Here is a 22,498-nt window from a genome sequence, read left to right on the forward strand (position 1 = left end):
GCAGTCGACGCGATTGGAAAGCCGCCAGCGGCTATCACCGGCGCTCGCTGGCCGAGACCCTGATGTACCGCCTCAAGACGCTGACGGGACACAGTCTGTGGGCACGCGAAATCGGGTCGCAGGCCACCGAAGTGGCTATCCGTGCGGGCGTGCTCAACCGCATGGTCGCGCTCGCTCGCCCGCAATCCGTCCGTATAGCCTGAGTTCAGCGTCACCGAGGAGCCCCTGTTTTCAATCTCGATTTATGCAACAACGCCAATGCGAGTACTGAGGAAATACCGTCGGTGGTGGCAGAGTAAATCATGAACCGCCCTTGCTGCCGGCTTTTAACCAATCCGGTCCTGACCAGTTCCTTTAAATGGAATGTTACGGACGACGGGGTTAAATCGGAAGATGCGGAGATAATTCCTGCCGGTATTCCTTCCGGTCCCGAATCGGCGAGCAGCAAAAATATCCTGAGTCGATTTTCCTGTGCTAACGCCCCCAGTATTTCCACTGCATTCTTTATATCCAGTTCTGCCATTTTTTTGCTTCTTTATTTTATGCCGCGGGCAGCTGGCAGGGGCGGTATGACTGCCCCGGTTCGCCTTGAAGTCCAGCAGGCAGGCCGCATGCGGTCTGCCGCCCCGTGGCGCGGCTTGTCATCCCTAAAACAATGCTCAATAGCACCCCATTGCTGGCAATGGGGCCGGTTCCGAGAATAGTTCGTATAACCCTCGCTCATTGTGAATGATTACTTTTTGTTACATTTGGGGGAGTCACTGGTAGGGTTGTTTCAATGCTATTAAAAATATTGAAATTATTCTTCTTCGGCCTTAAGGAACCTTTTGATAGCATGCACGCCGCTGGTGCCGGATAACTATTCCGCATCAGTCTTTTCTTTACATATGGCTTCCATATGAGGCGCCTTTCATATGGCGCAACCGTTTCTGTGCATTCCCATGGAAGGAGTCGTTATGACATTGGCAAATCTGCGCCGCAAAGCGCGTCAGCAAGGTCAGGGCATGACCGAATACATCATCATCGTGGCACTGATCGCGGTGTCGGCGATCGGCGTCTACGCCATGTTCGGCCAGACCATCCGCAACCAGACCGCGGGCCTCGCCCAGGAAATGGCCGGCAAGAACTCGGCGTCCAAGCAGGCCATCAAGCAAGCCGGCAGCGCTGCGGACGATGCCAGCTCCAAGGCCAACCAGGGCAAGGGGCTGAACAACTACAACGTCGGCAACGACACGGGCAAGAACAACTAAGCGGCACCGCCGCCAGTTGATTGCTGTTCTCCAGCACTCGCGATTCCGGAACATGGGCAAAACAGGTCTTGCGCAACGACGCAGCCGTCCCGGCCAGCGCGGTCAGGCACTCGCCTTCGCGCTGGTGTTCCTCGTCATCGGCGGGCTGGCCCTGTATCTTGCCTTCAACGCGAGCCAGCTGACCAGCGCCAAGACCAAGCTGCAGAACACGGCAGACGCCGCGGCCTATAGCGCCGCGGTGCTGCAGGCGCGCGACTACAACTTTGCCGCCTACGCGAACCGCGCGATGGTGGCCAACCAGGTGGCCGTGGCGCAGGCCGTGAGCCTCAAGTCGTGGATCGACGAGCTGAAAGGCACCTACACGGACAACACCTGGATCGACACGCTGGTCAAGATCTTTTCCGACGGGCAGTTGCTGTGGACCACCCCCAAGCAGCTGGGCAAGGCCGCGATCACGCCGGTGCGCTCCGCCCTGAACACGCTGCTGCCGCCGCTGGTGACCGGGCTCGATGACATCATCGCCGCACTCAGCATGGCGCAGCGCGCCTACCACGCCGGCACCATTGCTGCGGTGCCGCTGGTGACTGACGAAGTCGCCAAGCGCAACCAGCCGGATTCGACGGTCAGTTCCGGCTACTTCTTTGGCCCCCGCTACGGGGTGCAGCTGGCCCGCTGGACCAAGTTCACCACCGTGACCGATCCGCAGAACCCCAAGCAGGGATCGGCCACCGGCAAGGATCGCTTTGCCGACGTCACCACCGACGGCGCCACGCTCGACGGCTTCCTGAAGGACCGCGGCTCGCCGCGCTCGCCAACGGCGGTTCCGACTGCCTACAAGGGCTGCAAGGGCGCCGTGGTGGCCATCATGGTGACCGTCGTCACGCATGACGGTGGCACGCAGTTGCGCCGCGACAAGAAGGGCTGGGAAGCCCTAGATGCCTCGCAGGCCAACGGCACGCTTGCCTGTGTCTGGGCCACGCCGGCCGGGCCGGTCGGCTTTGCCATCCCCACGGTGTCCAGTGTCGGGCGCGGCGGCGCTGCGAATGGCCCGGGTGGGCGCTATTCGGGACGCACCGGCTATGGCGGCTACAGCAACTTCGGCGGTTCGCTGCTGAACCCGCTGACGCTGATCGCCGCCCAGATGCAGTACTCGTCTGGTCCGGGCAAGACGCTGCACAACCGGCCCGCGGGATTGCAGGAGTACGCTGACCTGAGCAACCAGCCCAAGCCTGGCACCGGGCCCGCTGACGATTTCAACCGCGCGCCTTCAATCACGATCGAGGCGCAGCGCCAGGACACTTCAGTCGTCACCAGTTCGCGCGTGCTGCCGGGCGGCGATCGCCTGACGCTGGACGAGCGCATGGCCGGCGGCATGATGCGCGCGCTAGCCAGCGGCAGCGCGTACTTTATCCGCCCGACCGACAGCGGTGGCATGGCGGGTGCGCTGCGCAGCGCAGCGGGGTGGCGGCGCGCCGATTCGCGCGTTGAATACCCGAGCCTCTTCAATCCGTACTGGCAGGCATCGCTGACGCAGACCAGCGATCTCGAACGCGTTGCCGCGATCGCGGCACAGGGCAACTGAGGGAGCGGACATGCGCATGCGCAGGCCAGCCAGGCCGAACCCGGCAGCCGGACAGGCAATGATCGAATTCGTGATCGCCGCGATGACCGTGCTCGGCGTGCTGTTTCTCGGCATGGCGATGCTGGGCAAGTTCAGCGACGTGCGCAACAAGGCGCTGATGGCCTCGCGCTATGCCGGCTGGGAGCGCACCGTCTGGACCGTCGACCCGGGCTGGCGCGCGTCCCATGGCAGCTTCGCCAGCAAGGGTGACGAAGAGATCCGCAGCGAATTCGTGCAGCGCGTGCTGGGGCACGACCAGGCCGCGCTGGCGTCGAGCGACCGCTCGGCGCGCCGGCTGCCCGGTGGCATGGCGCCGATGTGGAAGGACCATGCCGGCCTGGACATGCTGCGCAACTATGCCGACGTGACCCTGGGCAGCGGCGTGGACGAAACCCCGGCCGCCACGCTCAAGCCGATCACGGCCGCGATGGGTGCGGCCAACGCGGTCAGCGCCGGCTTCGACCTGGCCACGCGCAACCTCTACCGGGCCGAGGTGGGGTTGTCCGTCGCCGGCGACAACGCGGCCCTGCGCGCGCTGTGGCCGGGCTGGACCGGCTTTGGCATGCAGGATCACACCGTGCTGCTGACCAACGCCTGGACGCCCGAGGGGCGCAACGGCACGCTCGCCGTGATCAAGGAAGCGGTGCCCACCAGCAAGGGCGGTGTGATCGATACCGCGCTGACCGTGGGGCTGGCCGCCTTCGGGCCGGAAATCCTGCAACTGGACCTGGGCCGCATCCAGCCCGACGTGGTCCCCGCCGACCGCCTTGGGAGCCGCTGATGAGAGGCTGGGTGCATAGCGTCCGGATGCGCTGGCTGGCCGCGCTGCTGCCGGCCGCGCTCGCCTGGTCTGCCGCGGCTGCCACCGCGACAGACTGCACCCGGCAGCCGGTTGCACCTGCCCGGGCGCATGCGGTCGGCACCGACATGGTGGTCAACGGCCTGCCTACGCGGGTGCTGACGATGGAGTTTGCCGGCACCGCTGAAGCGGTCTCGGACGCGTGGCGCCAGTACTGGACGCGTGAAGGCGTGCCGGCGCGCGGGCAGCGGGCCGGGGGCCAGTACGTGCTGAGCGCGATCGACGGGATTTGCCACTACGTGCTGTCGCTTGAACCCAGGCCCGCGCCGGGCGGGCATGTGGCGGGCATCTTCTCGGTCAGCAAGCTGGCGCCGGTGGCGTCCGGCACGGGGCTGGGCGAACTGGGCCTGCCGCCCGGCGCCAAGGTCTTGTCGGACGTCCAGAGCACGGACCGCGGCCTGCGCGGGCGCACCCTGGTGGTCCGGCTGCCCGGCAACGCGCAGGTGGTGCGGCAGCGCGCCGCCGAGCGGCTGGCGGCGCAGGGCTGGAGTTCGGTGGTGCAGATGCCCGCACCCATGGCCGATGGTTCGGGCCGTATCGAGGGCCTCACGCTGGCCATGCAGCGGCAGCAGGAACGCATGGATGCCACCTTTGTCGACCGCGCCGGCCAGACCGACGCGGTGATCTCCGTGGCGCGGCCGGAGTAGGGCGATGGCAATCCGTAGCAGGCGCCAGCGCGGACAGGCCGCGTTCGAATACATCGTCATCACGCTGCTGGTCGTTGCCGTGCTGGTTGCCGGCGGCGACAACTCGGTCATCAGCATGCTGGCCGCGGCGTTCAGGTCCTTCTTTCAGGCGTACAGCTTTTCCCTGTCACTTCCCTGACGCACCGCCATCGGGCGGCGTCTGGCCACTGCAAGCACATTCATGCTGAAGAAAATCAAGATTCATTCAATCATCGGGAATCCCTGGGTCGTCCTGGTCATCGCCGTGCTGGTCGCCGGCCTGCTGACACTGTGGATCTACCGCTTCCTGAGCGGGCGCGAAGCGGCGCTGAAAGAGCAACTGGCCGCGCAACTGAACGAGGGCCGCCGCGTGGCCGTCATGGTGCCGGTGCGCAACGCCGCGCCGGGCACGGTGATCGACGGCAATGGCTTCGCGGCGCGGGAGATCCCGGCCGACCTGGTCTACGAAGACATGATCCTGGCGAGCAGCTTCGACAAGGTGGCAGACCTGCGCCTGGTGCGCCAGGTGCGGCAGGGCCAGCCGGTGCGGCGCGCGGACGTGGAAGCGCTGCAGTCGCGTGATTTCTCCGACCTGCTCAAGCCCGGCAAGCGCGCCTTCACCATCGAGGTCGACATGGTCAACTCGACGGCCAAGATGCTCAAGCCGGGCAACCATGTCGACCTGTTCCTGATCAGCGCCACCTCGCCCACCGCGGCCGGCACCGACAAGCAGACCGCGCGCCTGCTGATGTCGGACATGCTGGTGCTGGCCACCGGCCAGGACGTGCGCCCGCGCGACTATGGCGAAGCCATGGCGGCGCAGGCCGCGGAGGGCGCGGAGGGCATGGAGACGAACCCTGACTACGACAGCCTCACGCTGATGGTGTCGCCCGAACAGGCGGCGCGTCTGGCGCTGGCGCAGAAGGTCGGCAGCCTGCGCGCGGTGCTGCGCAATGCGGCCGACAAGACCGCGACCCCGCAGATCGCGGTCAGCGAGCACGCGCTCTTTGCCGGGGGCGACGAAGCGGCCATCGAATACATCGTCGGTGGCCGTTCCGCAGGCGCCAACATGATCTCCAAGCTGCCTACCGCGCAGGACATCGGCAACGCCATTTCTTCGGCGCTGGCCAATGGGGGCTCCATGGGCGGTTCCGCGGGCGGCCTCGCCCAGGCCCAGCAGGGCGCGGTTGCCAATGCCGCCAACGCCATGGCGGGCCGGCCGGCCTCGCGTTGAGCGCGGCGGCAGCACGACATCAGATTGTCCAGAACACCAACTGACGGAACACGCAATGGATGGGTCTTTCGCGCAGGCCGGCGGCAACGCCGGTCGCCTGCAGGCGGTCACGGTACACAGAGCACCGGACGGGAAAACGGGTAAGGGGGCGCGCCACGCGGCGCGCGGGGGTATGGCAGGACTGGCGGCAGCCGCGTTGGCCTCGGGGGCCTGGGCCGCCGAGCCCGTGACCACCGCGGCCCGCACTGGCGCGCAGCCGCAGTCGTACGAGGTGCCGGCGCGCTTTGGCGCGATCGAGCTGTTCAAGGGCGAGGTGCGCGCGCTCGAGGTGCCAGGCACCATCAAGCGCGTGGCCATCGGCAACGGCGCGCTGGTCAGCAGCACGGTGGTCGACGGCCGCCTGCTGCTGCTGGCCGAGGAAATCGGCACCACCAGCCTGATCGTCTGGAACGAGCGCGGCGTCGCGCTGCAGGGCAAGCTGCGCGTGGCGCCGGCCGATACGGCCGACGTGGCCCAGCGCCTGCGGGCGTCGCTGGGCAGCGTGCGCGGCCTGAAGATCGAAGTGGTGGGTCCCAGCGTGGTGCTGTCGGGCATCGTCGATCCGCAGATGGTGCCGCTGATCAAGACCGCCACCTCGGGCCTGGACAGCGTGGTCAACTTGGTGCGCGCCGACGAGGGCGATGCCCTGAAGAAGACCGTGCACTTCAAGGTGCACATCATGGAGATCACCCGGCGCGGCATGGAGAAGCTGGGCATCGCCTGGCAGCAGAGCTTCAACGGGCCGCAGATCGCGTTCGCGGGCAATCCGGTGCACACCGGGCGCTATCGGACGCTGCCATCCACCGATGCGGCCACCTTCACCGATACCCCGAGCCAGGTGGCCGGCGCCGCCAGCGGTTTCTATCTCGGCATTGCCACGACCATCTTCTCGCGCATCAACCTGGCCATCTCCGATGGCGATGCCTACGTGCTCGCCGCGCCGGAGCTCAATAGCAAGAGCGGCGGGCTGGCCACCTTCCTGGCCGGCGGCGAAGTGCCGATTCCCAAGGCTGGCGCGTTCGGCACCACCGACGTGGACTACAAGCCGTACGGCATCAAGCTCAACATCCGCCCGGCGGTGAACGTCGACAACGTCATCTCCACCACGCTGGAGACCGAGATCAGCCAGATCGATCCCTCCGTATCGTTCGGCGGCTTCCCGGCGTTCCTGACGCGCCGCACGACCTCCGAGACTTCGATCCGCGCGGGCGAAACGCTGGCGATCTCGGGACTGGTCAATGCCGACGCATCCAAGGCGGTCGACAAGGTGCCGCTGCTGGGCAGTATTCCCATCCTGGGGCGATTGTTCCGTTCCGACGAATTCCGCAACAACAAGAGCGACCTGGTGATCTTTGTCACCCCCGTCGTCTATGACCCGGCCAGCCCGGAAAACGCCGCGCTGCTGCAGCGTGGTGCGGATGTCGATGCCAACTACCGCCACCGCTTCGGCGAGCCAAGCCCGCTGCCCGCGGCGAATGCCGTGCGCGAGCAGGAAGTGATGGAGCAGAAGCGCCCGCCGCTGCCGCCGCCCGCGGTTGACCCGATGAAGGGGGGCTGATCCGCCCATGCTCAATATCCGCCTGCAGCAGCGCAATGGCAGCGCCGAGGTGATCCATGTCAAGGGGCCGGGCTGTACCATCGGCAAGGATCCCGGCTGCGACATCGTCCTCAAGGGCCTGCTGATCGGCAAGCTCCACGCCCGCATCGAAGGACACAACGGCGGCTGGTATATCGAGGATCAGGGCGGCATTGCCTCGACGCTGATCAACGGCGACCCGATCACGCGCTATGGCCCGCTGGCGGCGGCCGACCAGATCGAGATCGGCGGGTTCGTGCTGTCGGTCCTAGCCGAGCCGGGGCGTGCCGGAACGGGCGTGGCGGCGCAGCCATCGCCGCCGCAGCACCACGCCCAACCATCGCAGGGCGGCGCTCCCGCGCCTCACCTGTCGACAGCGGCGCCGATGCCGTCGCCGCCAGGCGAGACGGCGACCGTACCGCCATTGCAGTCGCAAGGCGCACCGGTGCTGCGTGAAGCCGTGCCCGCTTCCAGGCCGCCAGTGCCAGTGCCTGCGCCGATACCGGCCCCGGCGGCCGCCAAGGCTGCGCCTGCCCGCGCGGTACCGCTGCCGCCGGCAGACGAGGCGCTGCGCGCGCCGATCAACTCGCCGCGCGGCGTGGAACTGCGCAAGCAGGCGCACCAGCGCCTGATCGCGGCGCTCGACCTGCGCCGCGTCAACGTCGCGCGCATGGCCGAGGACGAACTATGCGAACTGGTCGGCTCGCTGCTCGACGACATCCTCAAAGAGAGCGTGTTCCGCAGCCAGGAGATCCCACTGGACGCGCTAAAGCAGAGCGTCTTCGACGAAGTGATCGGGCTGGGTCCGCTTGAAGAGCTGCTGGACGATGACGCGGTCTCGGAAATCATGGTCAATTGCCATGACGAGATCTTTGTCGAGCGCGCCGGCCGGCTGACGCGCTCGCCAGTGATCTTTACCGACGACCGCGCCGTGCTGGGCGCCATCGAACGCATCGTCGCGCCATTGGGGCGGCGCATCGATGAAAGCTCGCCGATGGTCGATGCGCGCCTGCCCGATGGCTCGCGCGTGAACGCGGTGATCCCGCCGCTTGCCCTCAAGGGGCCGAACATCACCATCCGGAAGTTCTCGCGCAAGAAGCTCAGGGGCGAAGACCTGGTCGCCTTCGGCTCGCTGTCGCCCGAGATGCTGGAGTTCCTGCGCACTGCCGTGGAGCGGCGCGCGAATATCGTGATCTCCGGCGGTACGGGCTCGGGCAAGACTACGCTGCTGAACGTGCTGTCGAGCTTTATCCCGGACGACGAACGCATCGTCACGGTCGAGGATGCGGCCGAGCTGCAGCTGTCGCAGCCCAACCTGGTGTCGCTGGAAGCGCGGCCGCCCAATATGGAAGGCAAGGGCGCGGTGACGATCCGCGACCTGGTCAAGAACTGCCTGCGGATGCGCCCGGACCGCATCGTCGTCGGTGAATGCCGGGGCGGGGAAGCGCTGGACATGCTGCAGGCCATGAACACCGGCCATGACGGCTCGCTGACGACGGCCCACGCCAACTCGCCGCGGGACTGCCTGTCGCGTCTTGAGGTGATGACGCTGATGGCGGGGCTGGACCTGCCGGTGCAGGCCATTCGCGAGCAGGTCTGCTCGGCGGTCGACGTGATCGTGCAGCAGACTCGCTTTTCCTGTGGCTCGCGGCGCGTGACGCATATCACCGAGGTCAGCGGCATGGAAACGGGCGTGGTGCAGCTGCAGGACGTGTTCATGTTCCGCGAGGAAGGCTACGGTGCCGACGGGAAGGTCAAGGGGCGCTATGTCGCCACCTCATATATCCCGGATTTCTACCAGGACCTGATCCGGCGCGGCATTCAGGTCAATACGGGCATCTTCACCGCCCGCGACGAGTAAGGAGGCCATATGAACCTTGCCCTGGTGCTGTGTGGCGCCTTCCTGATGACCGTGCTGATTGCGTGGGCCGTGCTGTCGCAGGGCAAGCGCTGGTTCGTGCGGCACACGCAGACGCTGGCGACCGAGGTCGAGGCCTCGCTGGCCGATCTCTTCATCTTCATCAATATGCGGCAGGTGGCCGGCATCTCGGTGGTGGCGGTATTCGCGCTGCCGCTGCTGACCTACCTGGTATCGCAGAACGTGTTCTTCGCGGTGCTCAGCATTCCGGTGAGCCTGCTGCTGCCGCGCGGGCTGGTGAAGAAGATGCAGCGCAAGCGCCTGATGGCTGTCGAAGACCAGATGCCGGATGCGCTGCTGATGATGTCGAGCGCGCTGCGTGCCGGCGCCAGCTTCCCGATGGCCTTGGAAAGCGTGGTGGCCGAGTCGCGGCCGCCAATCTCGCAGGAGTTCGACCTGCTGATGCGCGAAGTCCGGCTTGGCGTGGACTTGATGGACGCGCTGCGCAATATGGAAAGGCGCATTCCGGTGCCCGATTTCCTGATGGTGACCGCGGCCATCACGATCTCGCGCGAGGTGGGCGGCAACCTGGCCGAGACGCTGGAGTCCGTGGCGCGCACGCTGCGCGAGAAGCACCAGATGGAAGGCAAGATCCGCGCGCTGACCGCGCAGGGCAAGATGCAGGGCCTGGTGATGACGGGCTTGCCGCTGTTTCTGATCGTGGTGCTGAACCACATGGAGCCGGTGGCGATGGCGCCGCTGTTCAATTCGCCGATCGGCTGGGGCACGCTGTCCGTGATCGCGGTGATGGAGCTGCTTGGCTACAAGGCGATCAGCAAGATCACCCATATCGATGTCTGAACGGGGCCGACCATGATGCTCGTTGTTGCCTTCGCCCTTGCCGCCGGCCTGGTCGGCGTGCTTGCCGCCACCACCATGGCCATGCGCCGCCTCACCGTGGCCGTGCCCGACGAGGCGCGAGACTACCTCGACCCGCTGCCGCCGTCGCTGCGCGCGGTCTGGCCGGTGGTGCGCTTCTTCGACCACCATTTCGTCTGGATCACGCCGAAGGCGCTGCGCGCCGCGGTGGACGAACAGCTGCGCCTGACGGGCATGTCGTTCCTGATGACGGCGCGCCAGTTCCTGTCGCTGTCGATCGTTTCGGCGCTGGCGTTCTGCCTGCTGGCAGGCATTGCCATGCTGGGGCTGGGCGCGTTCTCGCCGGTGCTGTTGCTTGGCGCGGGCGCGCTGGGCTTCTTCTATCCGCGGATCTGGCTGCGCGACGTGCGCAAGCGCAACCTGCTGCAGATCACGCGCCACCTGCCGGTGTTTCTGGATTTCCTGACACTGAGCGTGGAGGCCGGCCTGAACATCAACGGCGCCTTGCTGCAGGCAGTGGAGAAGGGGCCGGAGGGCCCGCTGCGGCGCGAGTTCGAGCACGTGCTGCGCGACCTGAAGTCAGGCCTGAGCCGCGCCGATGCGCTGCGCCGCATGGATGACCGCTTGCGCGTGAAGGAGGTCACCAATTTCGTCGGTGCCGTGATCCAGGCGGAACGCATGGGCTCGGGGCTGGCCGCCACGCTGCGCTTCCAGTCGGAGCAGCGGCGCACGGAGCGATTCCAGCGCGCGGAAAAGCAGGCCATGGAGGCGCCGGTCAAGCTGATCTTTCCGCTGGTGGTCTTTATCTTCCCGGTCACCTTCATCGTGCTTGGCTTCCCGATCGTGATGAAGTTCATGCAGGAAGGGCTGCTGTGAGGCAGGCGCGCCTCTACCTGCGGGCCAGCCACGGAACGCTCGACACCGGCGTGCGCGTGTCGGTGGCCGCCACCACGCGCGAGCGCATGGCGGGGCTGCTCAGCCGCGAGTCCATGGCGCCGGACGAAGCCCTGCTGCTATCCCCCTGCGGCGCGGTACACACCTTTGGCATGCGCATGTCGATCGACGTGGTCTTTCTCGACAAGCGGCAGCGCGTGCTGGCGGTGCATCCGTGCGTCGGGCGCCAGCGTGTGCGTGCCCACTGGCGCGCGCGCCAGACGCTCGAGCTTGGGGCGGGGCGGGCGGCGGCGCTGGGGATTGCGCCGGGCCAGACCCTGGAGATGCGGGAGGAGGGACCATGAGCCACAAGCCGATGCATGCGGCACGGCGCGGGGCACGGGGACAGTCCGCGGTGGAATTCCTGATCATCGCGCCGGCGCTGCTGCTGCTGTGCCTGGGCGTGATCCAGTTCGGGCTGCTGTACCAGGCCAAGGCCACGCTCGACCACGCCGCCTTGCAGGCCGCGCGGGAAGGCGCCGTCGACCACGGGCGGCTGGCCAGCATGCGCAAGGGGCTGGCGCTGGGGCTGACGCCGCTGTTCGTGCGCTCTGCCGACCGTACCGCGCATGCCACTGGCTATGCCAGGGCCCAGTTCGAAGCCCGCACCCAGGCCAGGATCGACGTGCTGAACCCGACGCCGGCGGCGCTGCAGGATTTTGGACGAAGCGGCTATTACGCCGGCAAGGCCACGCGGGAGATCCCCAACGACAGCCTGATGTACCGCGCCACCAGCGCCGGACCGTCTTCGGGTCTCAATATCCAGGACGCCAACCTGCTGAAGATCCGGGTGACGTACTGCTATGAAATGTTCGTGCCATTTGCCGACCGCACCATCTACTCGCTCGTCAACGGTATCCGCAACTTCGTGGCAACCGGGTCGTACGGTGGCCTGGAGGTCCCGACCACGCCCAATTTTTGCACCGGACGGGCCACGCTGGCGTCGCAATGGCGCATCCCACTCGAATCCGAGGCGATCGTGCGGATGCAATCACCGTATCGCGGCAACTGACGGATCCGCAGTCGCCGTTTTTGTAAGTATTTGTGAAAATTTGCCGGGATAAGGCCGAAGACACCGATGCCAGAATCAACAAGGTCGACAAAATTGCCGAAGCGGGGTTGTTTGGCGTTGCTGTTGTTGTGTAACCTCGGGTTCGTGCCGCAACCGGCGCGCTCGGCGATGGAAGTTTCTCGCTCGGAAGGCGTGCAGATCATCACCACGCGGCGTGCGCCGCCGGCCGTTGGTGGCGCCGTGCCAGCGTCCGCAGCGCGGGCGCCGGCGGCTTCCGCGCCACAGGCGTCGGCGCCGTCCGGACGCGGCGACGCGCCCGACCTGGCGCAGGCTGCCGTCGCGGGCGCCGCGCAGGCGGCGATTCCGAGCGTGGCGGCCACCGATGAGCGCGAGCTGGTCAAGCGGGCGCTGGCGGATGAGCAGCGCGGCATGAACGAGGCGCTCGCGAACTACGCGCGCGCCAGCAAGGCCGGCGCAAGCCCGGAAACGCTGGCGCCGCTGGAGCGCGAAGTCCGCGCGCGGCTGCAGAAGATCGACATGCTGATGCGCGCTCCGCATTAAGGCGCGCACCGGCCAGGCCGGCATCACAAAAAGAAGAAGGGGAAGTGCTTTGAAGGGAATGACGTTTGGACTGACGACCCGCAAGGCCGCCATCGGCTTGGGCGTGGTGGCCCTGCTGGCGATGGCGGGCTGCAAGCAGAAGCCCGCTGACAACGCCGCCGCACAAGGCGATGCGCAGCCCGCGCCTGCAGCGGCCTCGGCCCAGCCCGTGGCATCGGCGCCGGCAACGCCTGCGCAAACCAACGTTGCCGGCCTGTGGGCCGGCGCGTTCGTGGTCAACCGCGACAAGGAAGACCGCTCGTGGTATCCGCTGCTCAATGAGATTCCGGACCATGCCGGCTTTATGCGCAACGGCAGCCGGCAGGAGCTGGTGATTGCGCTGGCGCAGGCCTCTTCCGTCGACGTGCTGCGCTTGCGCGGCCTGTCCGATGCCGGGGCGCGCAGCAATGCGCGCCATGCCCGCGTCGAAGCCTCCGCAGGCGGCACACAAGGCCCCTGGACCGTGATCTACGATGCGGACCTGCCGGGGCAGGACGGCTTCGATACCCGCGTGCCGCTGGCCCAGCCCGTCAAGGCCGAGGCCCTGCGCCTGACGCTTACCGGCAACCGCTGGGCGGGCGACCAGGACGAGGGCCAGATCGGCCTGCAGCAGTTCATGGCCTACGGCAAGCCCGAGGCCGCAGCCGACAAGGTGCGCCAGGTGGGCGGCATCTACCAGTTCCCGGTGGAATTCGGTTCGACCGGCTACGTGCTGCTTCACCAGGACGGCGCCGCGGTGGAAGGCTGCTACGTGGAGGGCGACTACAGCAACCGGCAGATGAAGATCACGCAGGTGCTGGGCACGATTTCCGGCGGGCTGGAAAACGGCGCCCTGCTGGCCTTCCGGCGCACCACCGAGGGTGCCGCTGAGAAGGGTGCGATGGCATTCAGCCCGGACGGCAGCCATGTCTATGCCGCGCTGGTGAAGGGCGACGCCCGCACCTTCGACAGTGTGCGCGAAGCCGGCGGCTGGCGCCTGGCGGACAAGGCCCCGCCGTGCTTCCCGAAAGCCGAGGCCGCCCCCGATCCCATCGGCCAGGCACTGGAAGGCGCGGGCCGCGTGCAGCTCTACGGCGTCAACTTCGAAACCGATTCCGACGTGCTGAGCGCGGCGGCCCGGCCGCTGCTGGACCGCGCCGCCAGGGCGGTGCTGGCGCATCCGGACTGGCGCCTGCGCGTGGAGGGGCATACCGACAGCACCGGTGGCGACGCGCGCAACCAGCCGCTGTCTGAACGCCGCGCCGCCGCCGTCAAGCGCTACCTGGAAGGCGCCGGCGTGCCCGCCGGCCGGCTCGATGCCAAGGGCTATGGCGCCACCCATCCGCTGATGCCCAACGACACGCCATTCGGCCGGGCGCAGAACCGCCGCGTGGAGCTGGCCAAGCAGTGATGCCTGCGCTTGCGGCCGCGCCGGCGCGCAGTGTCGTGGCGGCCATGCTGCTGCTGGCGGGCGCGGTTCCGGCCGGCGCCGAGATCGTCATGCATGCCGACCGCGGCAGCGGCGTGACCTTCCTCACGTCGCGCAGCCACGGGTCGGCAGAAGTGGCTCCCACTGCGGCGCCCGCTGCGTTGCCGGCGCGGGCGTTTATCGGGCTGCCAACGCAACCAGTGGCAAAGGCTGTTGTCGTCGCCAGCAAATCCCCACCCTCCGACCTGGTCGCCCTCGCGCACCGCGCTGCGCAGGCCGCGGCAGTGGACCCGCATCTGCTGATGGCAATGGTGGAGGTGGAGTCAGGCTGGAACCCGCAAGCCACCTCCGTCAAGGGCGCCATCGGCCTGACGCAGCTGATGCCCGCCACAGCACGCATGCTGGGCGTGACCGATGCCTATGATCCGGCCCAGAACCTGCAGGCCGGTGCGTCCTATCTGGGCGGCTTGCTGTCGCGCTTCAACGGCGACACCAGCCTGGCCCTGGCCGCCTATAACGCGGGCGAAGGCGCGGTGCTGCGCCACGGGTCGCGCATCCCTCCATTCGCCGAGACCCAGGCCTATGTGCCACAGGTGCTGGGCCGCTATGCGCGCTTGCGCGGCGGCGAGGACGACAGCGCCGCGGCGCCCTTGCGCCAGCCGGCGGCGCCGGCGCAGCGAGGCGGCTTGGTCATTGTCTCGTATCAGAAACCCCCCGCCTCCGCGGTGAAGAAAAAGGAGAAGTCATGAAGTCGTACTGGATCCCGCGCGCCTGCCTGCCGGTCATGCTGGCGCTGGCCGTTGCCAGCTGTGGCAAGGAAGAAGGGCGTTCCGCCGCGGCCAGCGATGCCTTGCCGAAAGCCTGCCAGGAAGCCGAGGCCGCGCAGCGCGCCTGCACCGAGAACATGGCGGCCAAGCTCGCTAAGTCCGGGCAGGCCGCTGCCGCCCAGACCCTGCGCGACGGGCTGCCCGGCGAGCTGGAATCCATCCGCACGCGCTGGGCCGGCGTCTCCGACAAGGATGGCCTGGCGCAATCCTGTGCGACGGTGCGCGACAGCTTCCGCGACATGCCGCAATGCAAGGACTGACACCGGCCCGCCGCAACGCCAGCGTGCCGGTGCTTGGCTGAACTGACCAATGGAGAGGCGACAGATGCCGAAGAATTCCGACCGCGTTCGCGCGCGTCAATCCCTGGACCGCCGCACGGCGCTTGGCGCAGGCGTGGCCCTGGCTGCCCTGCTGCTGCCGGCAGCAGCTTTGGCCGGCGTCTGCGATGCGCCGTGGATGCATGACGGCGGCGAGATCCGCATGACGATGCAGGGCGGTGCGCCGGGCACGGCGACCATGTCCGTGTCCGGCGTGCGCAAGTCGGGCAAGGGCCAGTGCAATGCCAATATCAGCGTCGTGTCGAATGTGGCCGCGGCCGGCTCGGCCAACGAGACGCGGCTGGACTACACCATGGCGGTGATCGAAGACCGCCTGACCATCTCACGCGGCGGCGCGCCGGGCAAGGTTGAGGGCAAGAGCGCCGCCGGCACGGCATCGGGCATGCTCGACAGCAGCGCGGTCGGCACCCTCGCCTACGGCGGCGTCATTGAAGCGGAAGGGCAGCGGCTGCCGGGCGAGTCGCAGACGGTGCGCATGGACCTGCAGATGACCGCCGCCGGTCAGGGCGCCGGCCAGGCCAGGATCCCGTCCGCCAAGGTCACCATCGGCGGCAAGGTCGTCGGCAAGCGCGCGACCATTCCCACCCGCCTCGGCCAGAAATCCTGCTGGCCGGTCCGCTACGAGCGCAGCACGACCATGGCGCCGGTCACGGTGGCGGGCCACACCGTGTCGGTGCCGCCGGCGAGCGCCAGCGTCACGGACTGGTACTGCCCCGACACGGGCCTGGTCATGAAGCAGGAGGTCGTGCAGAACGGCCAGACCGGCACCATCGAGGTGGTCTCGGTCAAATAGCCCGCGCATTGTCCGGATCGTCCCCCGGGCTTGTCCACGAAGGCATGGATGCCCGCCGGCGCGGGGGCTGTGCGCTAAAGTTCTCTGCGCTGCTGCCGTTGGTGATGGATCGATAACAAGCGGAGCGCCGGCACCCGCCGCGCGGCTCCACAAGACGATTCAGGGGACGCATGACGCATGAGTCGGGTTTGCGCCTGGAGCTTGCCGAGCCAGGCGAGCAGGTGCATGCGCGCTACACGCCGCAGCCAGGCAGGTTGCCGCCGGACCAGGCCAGCCTGCGCCAATGCCTGGACGGCCTGGGCTGGGCCGGGGCGCGGCTGGATGCGCGCGCGGTGGCGCAGTTCCTCGCGCAATGCCAGCGGGCCGAGCATGAGATCGATGCCACCATCGGCACGCTGATCGACGGCGCATTCGAGCTCGACATCACCGCTGACGGCCTGGCCGTGCGGCTGACGCTGCTGCCAGCCGAAGGCGGCCGCCCGGTCAGCGCGGAAGCCATCCGCCGCGCCGTGGCGGAACGCGGCGTGGCGGCACCGATCCAGGCCCTGGCACTGGACGCCGCGCTGGCCGAAGGCGGTTGCGAGCTGCGCACCATTGCCGCCGGCGCCGCGCCGCGCCAGGGTGAGCCGGCGCGCTTTATCAACCTGCTCGAGCCGCGCAAGCCGGCGCAGCCTGACGACGAGGCCGGCAAGGTCGACCTGCGCGACCTGGGCAACCTGCTGCTGGTCAGCCCCGGCACGCCGCTGATGCGGCGTATCCCGGCGGTGCGTGGCAATGACGGCGTCGACGTGTTCGGCAAGCCCGTCGCCGCCGATCCGGTCGATGATCCACCCTTTGCCGAAGGCCTGGCCGGCGCTGCCGCCGATGCCGACGATCCGGAGCTGCTGCGCGCGGTGATCGCAGGATCGCCGGTGGTCGGCGTGCACGGCATCTCGGTCAGCCCCGTGGTGCAGGTGGATTCGGTCGACCTGCACTCAGGCAATGTGGCGTTCGACGGCACGCTGCGCGTGTCGGGCGATATCCGCACCGGCATGTCGGTCAACGTCAGTGGCGACGTGGTGGTCGAGGGCACCATCGAAGCCGCCAATGTCGAGGCCGGCGGCAATGTCATCGTCAAGGGCGGCATCATCGGCAAGGCCGACACCGGCCGCGCCGAAGGCGGCATCAGCCGCGCCAGCGTGCGCTGCAAGGGTGCGGTGAAAGCACGCTTTATCGAGAACGCCGTGGTCGAGGCCGGCACCGAGGTCAACGTCGAAAGCGGCATCCGGCAGAGCGACGTTGCTGCCGGCGAGCGCATCGTGGTGGGCGGCACCGGCGCGCAGGGCAGCATCAGCGGCGGCCGCAGCCGTGCCTTGCTGGTGGTGCGCGCCGCGGTGCTGGGCGCCCCGGCGGGTACCGCCACCAACATCCAGGTCGGCCTCAATCCCTACGCCGACACACAGCGCGCCGCGCTGGAAGCCGAGCTCCGCCGCATGCTGGAAGAGCAGAACAAAGTCAGACAGCTGGTGGATTTCTTTGCCAGGCATCCAGAGAAAGCCGTGGGCGACCTGCGCGAGAAGGCGCGCGCGACCCTGTTCAAGCTGTCGCGCGACCTGTTCGAGCTGGACGCACGCCTGACCGGGCTGGGGCAGCAGATGCAGCCGGCCGCCAATGCCGTGATCGACGCCGCGCGCCGCATCCATGGCGGCGTCACGCTGCAGGTAGGCAGCCGCGTGCTCAAAGTGATGGAAGACAAGCCTGGCGGCCAGATCCGCCTTATCGACGACCGCATTGCCGTCTGCTGAACGCGCGCTGTTATCCGCGGGGATTTGTACTATGCTGCAGTTATGTCCTGGGGTGCCGCAGGATGGGCGAGAGAGCTAGAGTCGGGCAGTGAATGAAGAAGCGGATCAGCACTCTGCGGAAGCGTTACACAGAACCAACTCACGTGGCACTGGAATAACCGGAAGGCCAGCCATCAAGGCTGGCCTTTCTGCTTTCTGTGACGGCTGCCAGGCGAACTACACTGTAGGTGCAACCATTGTCCAAAGGAGGTTGCTATGGCCGCCACCTTGATTACCGCGCTGGTCCTGATCGCCCTTGTTGCGTGCGCCGCATTTGCCATCTGGATGTTGCGGGAAAAGAACCCGACGCTGCTGCAGCAGCAGGAGCAGTCGGTGCGCACATGGTTTGACCACATGATCCATCGCCACTGACGCCTGGCGATTCGCTTTCGGGCGGCCCGCCGCAACGGCGGGCTTTTTCATGGACTGAGGCTCATGCCGCCCACAAACGCAGTTCATGCAATCCGCTGCGCTCCACCCGGGTGCCGAGTGCCCGTCCCTCGTCCTCAAACATGGCGTGCAGCCATGCCATATCCACTTCGCGCGCATAGGCCAGCCGGAAATGGCTGCGCCGCAACGGCACCAGCCGCAGGTCGGCGCTGCCGCCGGCCTCGACGCTGACGAAGGCCATCAGCGCCAGGTCCGGCCGGTAAGCGTCGTAGCCGCCGATGCCCTCGTAGTCGTTGATGAAATCGCCGCAGCCGTACAGGATCGGCTTGCCGGCATGCAGCTCAATCCCCAGCGGATGATGCGAGGAATGCCCGTGCACGATGTCGATTTCGCCGCTTTCCACCAGCCCACGGGCGAAGGCGCGTTGCGCGGGGTCGATGTGGTAGCCCCAGTTCGGGCCCCAGTGGATCGATACCACCACGACGTCTCCGGCACGCCTGAGCTTGCGCACCTGTGCGGCAATGCGTTCACGCGATGCAACGGACCAGTCTTCCAGCAGGTTCACGCCGGAATGCCCGGCGCTGGCGCGCCAGGCCGCCGGGGTGCCGGCATTTTCCATGGCGAGGGCCAGCACCATCACGCGGCGGCCGCCGGGCTGCAGCAGCAGTGCGGCGTGCGCCGCGCTCGCCTCGTCGGGGCCGGCGCCGGCATGCGCGATATGCGCCCCGTCGAGCGCTGCCAGCGTATCAGTCAGGCCCGCGCGGCCCCAGTCCATCACATGGTTGTTGGCCAGCACCGCACAGTCGATGCCGGCGGCCTGCAGGCAGGCGACATTGTCCGGATGCATGCGATAGTGCACCGCCTTGCCGGGCCAGGCATCGTCGCTGGTGGTGATGGCGGTTTCCAGGTTGACGATGCGCGGCCGCGCGGCGCGGCTTTCCAGTTCCGCCAGGGCATCGCCCCAGGGGTATTCCGGCGCGGCGGGGCGCGCGATCGGGCCGGCCTTGTGCTCGGCCAGGCGCACGTAGTCGAGCGCGGAATGCACATACGATTCATGCAGCAGCGGCTGGCTGGGATGCGCCAGGATCTGGTCGATGCCGCGCCCGGTCATTACGTCGCCGCACAGGAACAGGGGAGGGTGGCTGGCTGTGTTCATGGCGCAGACGGACGGCGCGAGGGCGCCGTGCCGGCTGTTCATTCATGATAGGCCGGCAGGGTGGCGGGGGCGGCATGATTGCGTTGCGGCACTTGCCATGGAGATTGTGCGCGTGGGGCCAGAGCCCCATTTACATTCGAGCGGTGCCTGCCTTAAATGATGTAGTCATCGGTCCTCGTGGCCATTTCCCCGCACCCAGACGCCGCGCGCCGTCCGATGTTTCCAACCAGCATCGGGAGGCACACTATGGCCCAGCCATCGCAGGAAAACATTGAGGCACTCAAGGCGCAGCTGCGCGGGCGCCTGCTGCAGCCGGACGACAGCGGCTACGACGAAGCGCGCCGCATCTGGAACGCGATGATCGACCGCCGTCCGCCGCTGATCGTGCAGGCCGCGGGCGCTGCCGACGTGATCGCCGCAGTCAATTTCGCGCGCGACCATGGCGTGCTGCTGTCGATACGCGGCGGCGGCCACAATATCGGCGGGCTGGCGATCTGCGAAGACGGCATGGTGCTCGACCTGTCGCAGATGAAATCCGTGCGGATCGATCCCCACGCGCAGCGTGGCTACGTGGAGCCTGGCGCCACACTGCGCGATTTCGACCATGAGGCGCAGGCCTTTGGCCTCGCCACGCCATTGGGCATTAATTCCACCACCGGCGTGGCCGGGCTGACGCTCGGCGGCGGCTTCGGCTGGCTCAGCCGCAAGTTCGGCACCACCGTCGACAACCTGGTGTCGGCACAGGTCGTGACTGCCGACGGCAAGCTGGTGCGCGCCAGCGCCGACGAGAACGCCGACCTGTTCTGGGCGCTGCGCGGCGGCGGCGGCAACTTCGGCGTGGTGACAATGTTCGAGTTCCGGCTGCATCCGGTCGGGCCCGAGGTCTATGGCGGGCTGATCGTCTATCCGCTGGAACAGGCCGCCGCGGTGCTGCCGGCCTACCGTGAACTGTTCAAGTCGATGCCGGACGAGCTGACTGTCTGGGTGGTGCTGCGCCAGGCGCCGCCACTGCCGTTCCTGCCGCCCGAGGCGCACGGCAAGCCGATCGCGGCACTGGCGATCTGCTATATCGGCCCGCCGGACAAGGGGCCGGAACTGGTCGAGCCATTGCGCAGGCTCGGCACGCCTTATGGAGAGCATGTTGGTCCCATGCCGCTTGCGGCATGGCAGCAGGCGTTCGACCCATTGCTGACGCCGGGCGCTCGCAACTACTGGAAATCGCACAACTTCGCAGGGCTGGACGACGGCCTGATCACGATGCTGATCGAGCAGATCGGCAAGCTGCCCTCGTCCCAATGCGAAGTCTTTATCGGCGCCATGGGCGGGCAGACCAACCGCGTCGCGCCCGATGCCACTGCCTACGCCAGCCGCGATGCCAACTTCATCATGAACCTGCACGGGCGCTGGGACGCGCCCGCTGACGACGAGAAGTGCATCGGCTGGGCCCGTGAAGTGTTCCGCGCGGCAACGCCATACGCCCTGGGCAGCGTCTATGTGAACTTCCTGACGCAGGAAGAAACCGACCGCATTGGCGCGGCCTACGGGCCCAACTACGACCGGCTGGTCGAGGTGAAGCGGCGCTACGATCCGGGCAACCTGTTCCGCCACAACCACAACATCAATCCAGCGGCATAACTGGCGTAATCTGCAGGGACAGGCAGGAAGGCGGGGCAGGGCGGGTGGCCTGCCCCGTTTTCACGCGGCTGCAATACTGGCATGCGAGTATCGCCGCGACCGCGTTGTATCTACAGGGGGAGCAGATCAGATGAGACCGGGCGAAGCAGAATTGGTGCGGCGCATCCACAACGAGGTGGCCGACTACTACGACGAAGAGATCGAACTGGAACTGGACGACCGCGAAGCCAGCGAGGCCTTCGGCGATCCGGTGCACCTGGACGATGAGGCCAAGCAGGACAGCCGACGCCACTATTTCCGCGAGCTGTTCCGCCTGCAGGGTGAACTGGTGCGGCTGCAGAGCTGGGTGGCCGCCACCGGGCACAAGATCGTGATCATCTTCGAAGGACGCGACGCCGCCGGCAAGGGCGGCGTGATCAAGCGCATCACGCAGCGCCTGAACCCGCGCGTCTGCCGCGTGGCGGCGCTGCCCGCGCCCAACGACCGCGAACGCACCCAGTGGTACTTCCAGCGCTACGTGGCGCAGTTGCCCGCCGCCGGCGAGATCGTGCTGTTCGACCGCAGCTGGTACAACCGCGCCGGCGTCGAGCGCGTGATGGGTTTCTGCTCCGACGAGCAGTACGAAGAGTTCTTCCGCTCCGTGCCTGAGTTCGAAAAGATGCTGGTGCGCTCAGGCATCCAGGTGATCAAGTACTGGTTCTCGATCACGCACGACGAACAGCGTTTGCGCTTCCTGAGCCGCATCCACGATCCGCTCAAGCAGTGGAAGCTGAGCCCGATGGACCTGGAATCACAGCGCCGCTGGGAGGACTACACCAAGGCCAAGGAAATCATGCTCGAGCGCACGCATATTGCCGAAGCGCCATGGTGGGTGGTGCAGGCCGACGACAAGAAGCGCGCACGGCTGAACTGCATCCATCACCTGCTGAGCCAGGTCCCCTATGCGGAAGTGGAGGCGCCCAGCGTGGTGCTGCCGGGGCGCGAACGGCATGAGGACTATGTGCGGCAACCGGTGCCGAAGGAGATGATCGTGCCGGATGTGTATTGAGGGAACAGACCCTAGGGTTTGCACGGAGTGCGCCATCGTCCCCCTGGGGTAGACGGCTACCTATAATGAAAACAGCCACCTGTAAATCCAAGGGTGGCCGTTATCGTGGAACTGCTAGTTTTTTGGGCGGCCATGCTTGCTGCCTACCTCCTGATGAAGCGTGCCGGCTGCTTCAGCCAGCCGGTGCTTTATCCCGACTTCGATCATCCCTTCCGCTACTGGTGGGCGCAACGGCTGGGGCGCCCGCTGCCACCGCCGTCTTTGCCGGATCCCAGGCAACAAAAAACCCGGAGAGCGTGACGCTGTCCGGGTTGGCTTGTGTGGGCGATGCCCTGGAATGCTGTGGTGCCGAAGAGAGGAATCGAACCCCCGACCTTCTCATTACGAATGAGCTGCTCTACCGACTGAGCTACTTCGGCAACATGTTCCGGTGAACTGGAACAGCCCGCAATAATAGCAGCGTTTTTCCGCCTTGTGAACCCCTTTTGTGTCGTCCGTGCCATGCGGCCGGGGCCGAAAGAAAACGGGGCGCCACCTGGGCGCCCCGTCTTGTT

The 22,498-nt window shown here is 67.1% G+C and carries 23 protein-coding genes, 1 tRNA gene and 1 pseudogene; 22 read left to right on the plus strand and 3 right to left on the minus strand.

The window, feature by feature from the left end; all coding sequences use genetic code 11:
• A pseudogene (locus A3A5_RS39345) lies at positions 1 to 203 on the plus strand (IS5/IS1182 family transposase); the annotation flags it as partial.
• A gap of 8 nt (positions 204 to 211) precedes the next feature.
• Here the strand turns inward: A3A5_RS39345 and A3A5_RS42170 are convergent.
• A complete protein-coding gene (locus A3A5_RS42170; protein ID WP_085958726.1) occupies positions 212 to 523 on the minus strand; it encodes a helix-turn-helix transcriptional regulator in 312 nt (103 codons plus the stop codon).
• Positions 524 to 956: 433 nt separating this feature from the next.
• On the opposite strand from A3A5_RS42170, the gene A3A5_RS0124495 reads away from it, so the two are divergent.
• The 19 genes from A3A5_RS0124495 to A3A5_RS44165 all read left to right on the plus strand — a co-directional run bounded on the left by A3A5_RS0124495 (position 957) and on the right by A3A5_RS44165 (position 18,087).
• The gene (locus tag A3A5_RS0124495; RefSeq protein ID WP_018313132.1) at positions 957 to 1,250 is read left to right on the plus strand and encodes a Flp family type IVb pilin; all 294 of its coding nucleotides are present in this window, start codon (positions 957 to 959) and stop codon (positions 1,248 to 1,250) included.
• Positions 1,251 to 1,302: 52 nt separating this feature from the next.
• Complete coding sequence (locus A3A5_RS0124500; RefSeq protein ID WP_018313133.1) at positions 1,303 to 2,832, plus strand: pilus assembly protein TadG-related protein; 1,530 nt, start codon at positions 1,303 to 1,305, stop codon at positions 2,830 to 2,832.
• A gap of 58 nt (positions 2,833 to 2,890) precedes the next feature.
• Positions 2,891 to 3,652, plus strand: a complete 762-nt coding sequence (locus A3A5_RS39350) for a hypothetical protein (protein ID WP_018313134.1) — start codon at positions 2,891 to 2,893, stop codon at positions 3,650 to 3,652.
• 11 nt (positions 3,653 to 3,663) lie between these two features.
• Positions 3,664 to 4,377 carry a hypothetical protein gene (locus A3A5_RS0124510; RefSeq protein WP_232431446.1) on the plus strand — a complete coding sequence of 238 codons (714 nt, stop codon included), beginning with the start codon at positions 3,664 to 3,666 and terminating at the stop codon, positions 4,375 to 4,377.
• Between the two features lie 4 nt (positions 4,378 to 4,381).
• A complete protein-coding gene (locus A3A5_RS44160) occupies positions 4,382 to 4,555 on the plus strand; it encodes a hypothetical protein (RefSeq protein WP_010809200.1) in 174 nt (57 codons plus the stop codon).
• A 42-nt stretch (positions 4,556 to 4,597) separates the two neighbouring features.
• Positions 4,598 to 5,629 carry a Flp pilus assembly protein CpaB gene (cpaB, locus tag A3A5_RS0124520; RefSeq protein ID WP_018313136.1) on the plus strand — a complete coding sequence of 344 codons (1,032 nt, stop codon included), beginning with the start codon at positions 4,598 to 4,600 and terminating at the stop codon, positions 5,627 to 5,629.
• A gap of 172 nt (positions 5,630 to 5,801) precedes the next feature.
• Entirely contained in the window at positions 5,802 to 7,226 is a 1,425-nt protein-coding gene (locus A3A5_RS0124525; RefSeq protein ID WP_018313137.1) for a type II and III secretion system protein family protein, read from the plus strand.
• Positions 7,227 to 7,233: 7 nt separating this feature from the next.
• Positions 7,234 to 9,105: an ATPase, T2SS/T4P/T4SS family gene (locus A3A5_RS0124530; RefSeq protein ID WP_018313138.1), complete on the plus strand. Its 1,872-nt coding sequence runs from the start codon at positions 7,234 to 7,236 to the stop codon at positions 9,103 to 9,105.
• A 9-nt stretch (positions 9,106 to 9,114) separates the two neighbouring features.
• On the plus strand, positions 9,115 to 9,963 hold the full coding sequence (locus tag A3A5_RS0124535; RefSeq protein WP_018313139.1) for a type II secretion system F family protein: 849 nt from the start codon (positions 9,115 to 9,117) through the stop codon (positions 9,961 to 9,963).
• Positions 9,964 to 9,975: 12 nt separating this feature from the next.
• The gene (locus A3A5_RS0124540; RefSeq protein WP_018313140.1) at positions 9,976 to 10,857 is read left to right on the plus strand and encodes a type II secretion system F family protein; all 882 of its coding nucleotides are present in this window, start codon (positions 9,976 to 9,978) and stop codon (positions 10,855 to 10,857) included.
• Positions 10,854 to 11,219: a DUF192 domain-containing protein gene (locus A3A5_RS0124545; protein ID WP_018313141.1), complete on the plus strand. Its 366-nt coding sequence runs from the start codon at positions 10,854 to 10,856 to the stop codon at positions 11,217 to 11,219. The genes A3A5_RS0124540 and A3A5_RS0124545 overlap by 4 nt, the downstream gene beginning before the upstream one ends.
• A complete protein-coding gene (locus tag A3A5_RS0124550; protein WP_018313142.1) occupies positions 11,216 to 11,926 on the plus strand; it encodes a TadE family protein in 711 nt (236 codons plus the stop codon). Before A3A5_RS0124545 ends, A3A5_RS0124550 begins: the two co-directional genes overlap by 4 nt.
• Positions 11,927 to 12,094: 168 nt before the next feature.
• Positions 12,095 to 12,487 carry a hypothetical protein gene (locus A3A5_RS0124555; RefSeq protein ID WP_018313143.1) on the plus strand — a complete coding sequence of 131 codons (393 nt, stop codon included), beginning with the start codon at positions 12,095 to 12,097 and terminating at the stop codon, positions 12,485 to 12,487.
• Positions 12,488 to 12,545: 58 nt separating this feature from the next.
• Positions 12,546 to 13,916 (plus strand): OmpA family protein, encoded by a 1,371-nt coding sequence (locus tag A3A5_RS0124560; RefSeq protein ID WP_018313144.1) that lies wholly within the window; start codon positions 12,546 to 12,548, stop codon positions 13,914 to 13,916.
• On the plus strand, positions 13,916 to 14,683 hold the full coding sequence (locus A3A5_RS0124565; RefSeq protein ID WP_018313145.1) for a lytic transglycosylase domain-containing protein: 768 nt from the start codon (positions 13,916 to 13,918) through the stop codon (positions 14,681 to 14,683). The genes A3A5_RS0124560 and A3A5_RS0124565 overlap by 1 nt, the downstream gene beginning before the upstream one ends.
• A complete protein-coding gene (locus A3A5_RS0124570) occupies positions 14,680 to 15,021 on the plus strand; it encodes a hypothetical protein (protein WP_018313146.1) in 342 nt (113 codons plus the stop codon). Before A3A5_RS0124565 ends, A3A5_RS0124570 begins: the two co-directional genes overlap by 4 nt.
• 64 nt (positions 15,022 to 15,085) lie before the next feature.
• Positions 15,086 to 15,892 (plus strand): hypothetical protein, encoded by an 807-nt coding sequence (locus A3A5_RS0124575; protein ID WP_018313147.1) that lies wholly within the window; start codon positions 15,086 to 15,088, stop codon positions 15,890 to 15,892.
• A 170-nt stretch (positions 15,893 to 16,062) separates the two neighbouring features.
• The gene (locus tag A3A5_RS0124580; RefSeq protein WP_026201089.1) at positions 16,063 to 17,676 is read left to right on the plus strand and encodes a DUF342 domain-containing protein; all 1,614 of its coding nucleotides are present in this window, start codon (positions 16,063 to 16,065) and stop codon (positions 17,674 to 17,676) included.
• Between the two features lie 255 nt (positions 17,677 to 17,931).
• A complete protein-coding gene (locus A3A5_RS44165) occupies positions 17,932 to 18,087 on the plus strand; it encodes a hypothetical protein (RefSeq protein WP_010809186.1) in 156 nt (51 codons plus the stop codon).
• 61 nt (positions 18,088 to 18,148) lie between these two features.
• On the opposite strand, the gene A3A5_RS0124590 is transcribed toward A3A5_RS44165, so the two are convergent.
• On the minus strand, positions 18,149 to 19,261 hold the full coding sequence (locus A3A5_RS0124590; protein WP_369797813.1) for a CapA family protein: 1,113 nt from the start codon (positions 19,259 to 19,261) through the stop codon (positions 18,149 to 18,151).
• A gap of 246 nt (positions 19,262 to 19,507) precedes the next feature.
• On the opposite strand from A3A5_RS0124590, the gene A3A5_RS0124595 reads away from it, so the two are divergent.
• Both A3A5_RS0124595 and ppk2 read left to right on the plus strand, forming a co-directional pair.
• On the plus strand, positions 19,508 to 20,896 hold the full coding sequence (locus A3A5_RS0124595) for an FAD-binding oxidoreductase (RefSeq protein ID WP_018313150.1): 1,389 nt from the start codon (positions 19,508 to 19,510) through the stop codon (positions 20,894 to 20,896).
• A 130-nt stretch (positions 20,897 to 21,026) separates the two neighbouring features.
• On the plus strand, positions 21,027 to 21,944 hold the full coding sequence (ppk2, locus tag A3A5_RS0124600; protein WP_018313151.1) for a polyphosphate kinase 2: 918 nt from the start codon (positions 21,027 to 21,029) through the stop codon (positions 21,942 to 21,944).
• A 343-nt stretch (positions 21,945 to 22,287) separates the two neighbouring features.
• On the opposite strand, the gene A3A5_RS0124605 is transcribed toward ppk2, so the two are convergent.
• A tRNA-Thr gene (locus A3A5_RS0124605) sits at positions 22,288 to 22,363 on the minus strand.
• Between the last annotated feature and the right edge of the window lie 135 nt (positions 22,364 to 22,498).

The sequence above is a fragment of the Cupriavidus sp. UYPR2.512 genome, assembly GCF_000379565.1.
Taxonomy (GTDB): domain Bacteria; phylum Pseudomonadota; class Gammaproteobacteria; order Burkholderiales; family Burkholderiaceae; genus Cupriavidus.

What these genes read in the sequence shown, in the direction of transcription:
- ppk2 (WP_018313151.1), top strand. Translation starts at nt 21,027, where the DNA reads ATGAGACCGGGCGAAGCAGAATTGGTGCGGCGCATCCACAACGAGGTG.
- A3A5_RS0124530 (WP_018313138.1), top strand. Translation starts at nt 7,234, where the DNA reads ATGCTCAATATCCGCCTGCAGCAGCGCAATGGCAGCGCCGAGGTGATC.
- A3A5_RS39350 (WP_018313134.1), top strand. Translation starts at nt 2,891, where the DNA reads ATGATCGAATTCGTGATCGCCGCGATGACCGTGCTCGGCGTGCTGTTT.
- A3A5_RS0124575 (WP_018313147.1), top strand. Translation starts at nt 15,086, where the DNA reads ATGCCGAAGAATTCCGACCGCGTTCGCGCGCGTCAATCCCTGGACCGC.
- A3A5_RS0124560 (WP_018313144.1), top strand. Translation starts at nt 12,546, where the DNA reads ATGACGTTTGGACTGACGACCCGCAAGGCCGCCATCGGCTTGGGCGTG.
- A3A5_RS0124535 (WP_018313139.1), top strand. Translation starts at nt 9,115, where the DNA reads ATGAACCTTGCCCTGGTGCTGTGTGGCGCCTTCCTGATGACCGTGCTG.
- A3A5_RS0124500 (WP_018313133.1), top strand. Translation starts at nt 1,303, where the DNA reads ATGGGCAAAACAGGTCTTGCGCAACGACGCAGCCGTCCCGGCCAGCGC.
- A3A5_RS0124540 (WP_018313140.1), top strand. Translation starts at nt 9,976, where the DNA reads ATGATGCTCGTTGTTGCCTTCGCCCTTGCCGCCGGCCTGGTCGGCGTG.
- A3A5_RS42170 (WP_085958726.1), bottom strand. Translation starts at nt 523, where the DNA reads ATGGCAGAACTGGATATAAAGAATGCAGTGGAAATACTGGGGGCGTTA.
- A3A5_RS0124525 (WP_018313137.1), top strand. Translation starts at nt 5,802, where the DNA reads ATGGCAGGACTGGCGGCAGCCGCGTTGGCCTCGGGGGCCTGGGCCGCC.
- A3A5_RS0124495 (WP_018313132.1), top strand. Translation starts at nt 957, where the DNA reads ATGACATTGGCAAATCTGCGCCGCAAAGCGCGTCAGCAAGGTCAGGGC.
- A3A5_RS0124565 (WP_018313145.1), top strand. Translation starts at nt 13,916, where the DNA reads ATGCCTGCGCTTGCGGCCGCGCCGGCGCGCAGTGTCGTGGCGGCCATG.
- cpaB (WP_018313136.1), top strand. Translation starts at nt 4,598, where the DNA reads ATGCTGAAGAAAATCAAGATTCATTCAATCATCGGGAATCCCTGGGTC.
- A3A5_RS44160 (WP_010809200.1), top strand. Translation starts at nt 4,382, where the DNA reads ATGGCAATCCGTAGCAGGCGCCAGCGCGGACAGGCCGCGTTCGAATAC.
- A3A5_RS0124580 (WP_026201089.1), top strand. Translation starts at nt 16,063, where the DNA reads ATGACGCATGAGTCGGGTTTGCGCCTGGAGCTTGCCGAGCCAGGCGAG.
- A3A5_RS0124595 (WP_018313150.1), top strand. Translation starts at nt 19,508, where the DNA reads ATGGCCCAGCCATCGCAGGAAAACATTGAGGCACTCAAGGCGCAGCTG.
- A3A5_RS0124555 (WP_018313143.1), top strand. Translation starts at nt 12,095, where the DNA reads ATGGAAGTTTCTCGCTCGGAAGGCGTGCAGATCATCACCACGCGGCGT.
- A3A5_RS0124570 (WP_018313146.1), top strand. Translation starts at nt 14,680, where the DNA reads ATGAAGTCGTACTGGATCCCGCGCGCCTGCCTGCCGGTCATGCTGGCG.
- A3A5_RS44165 (WP_010809186.1), top strand. Translation starts at nt 17,932, where the DNA reads ATGGCCGCCACCTTGATTACCGCGCTGGTCCTGATCGCCCTTGTTGCG.
- A3A5_RS0124590 (WP_369797813.1), bottom strand. Translation starts at nt 19,261, where the DNA reads ATGAACACAGCCAGCCACCCTCCCCTGTTCCTGTGCGGCGACGTAATG.
- A3A5_RS0124550 (WP_018313142.1), top strand. Translation starts at nt 11,216, where the DNA reads ATGAGCCACAAGCCGATGCATGCGGCACGGCGCGGGGCACGGGGACAG.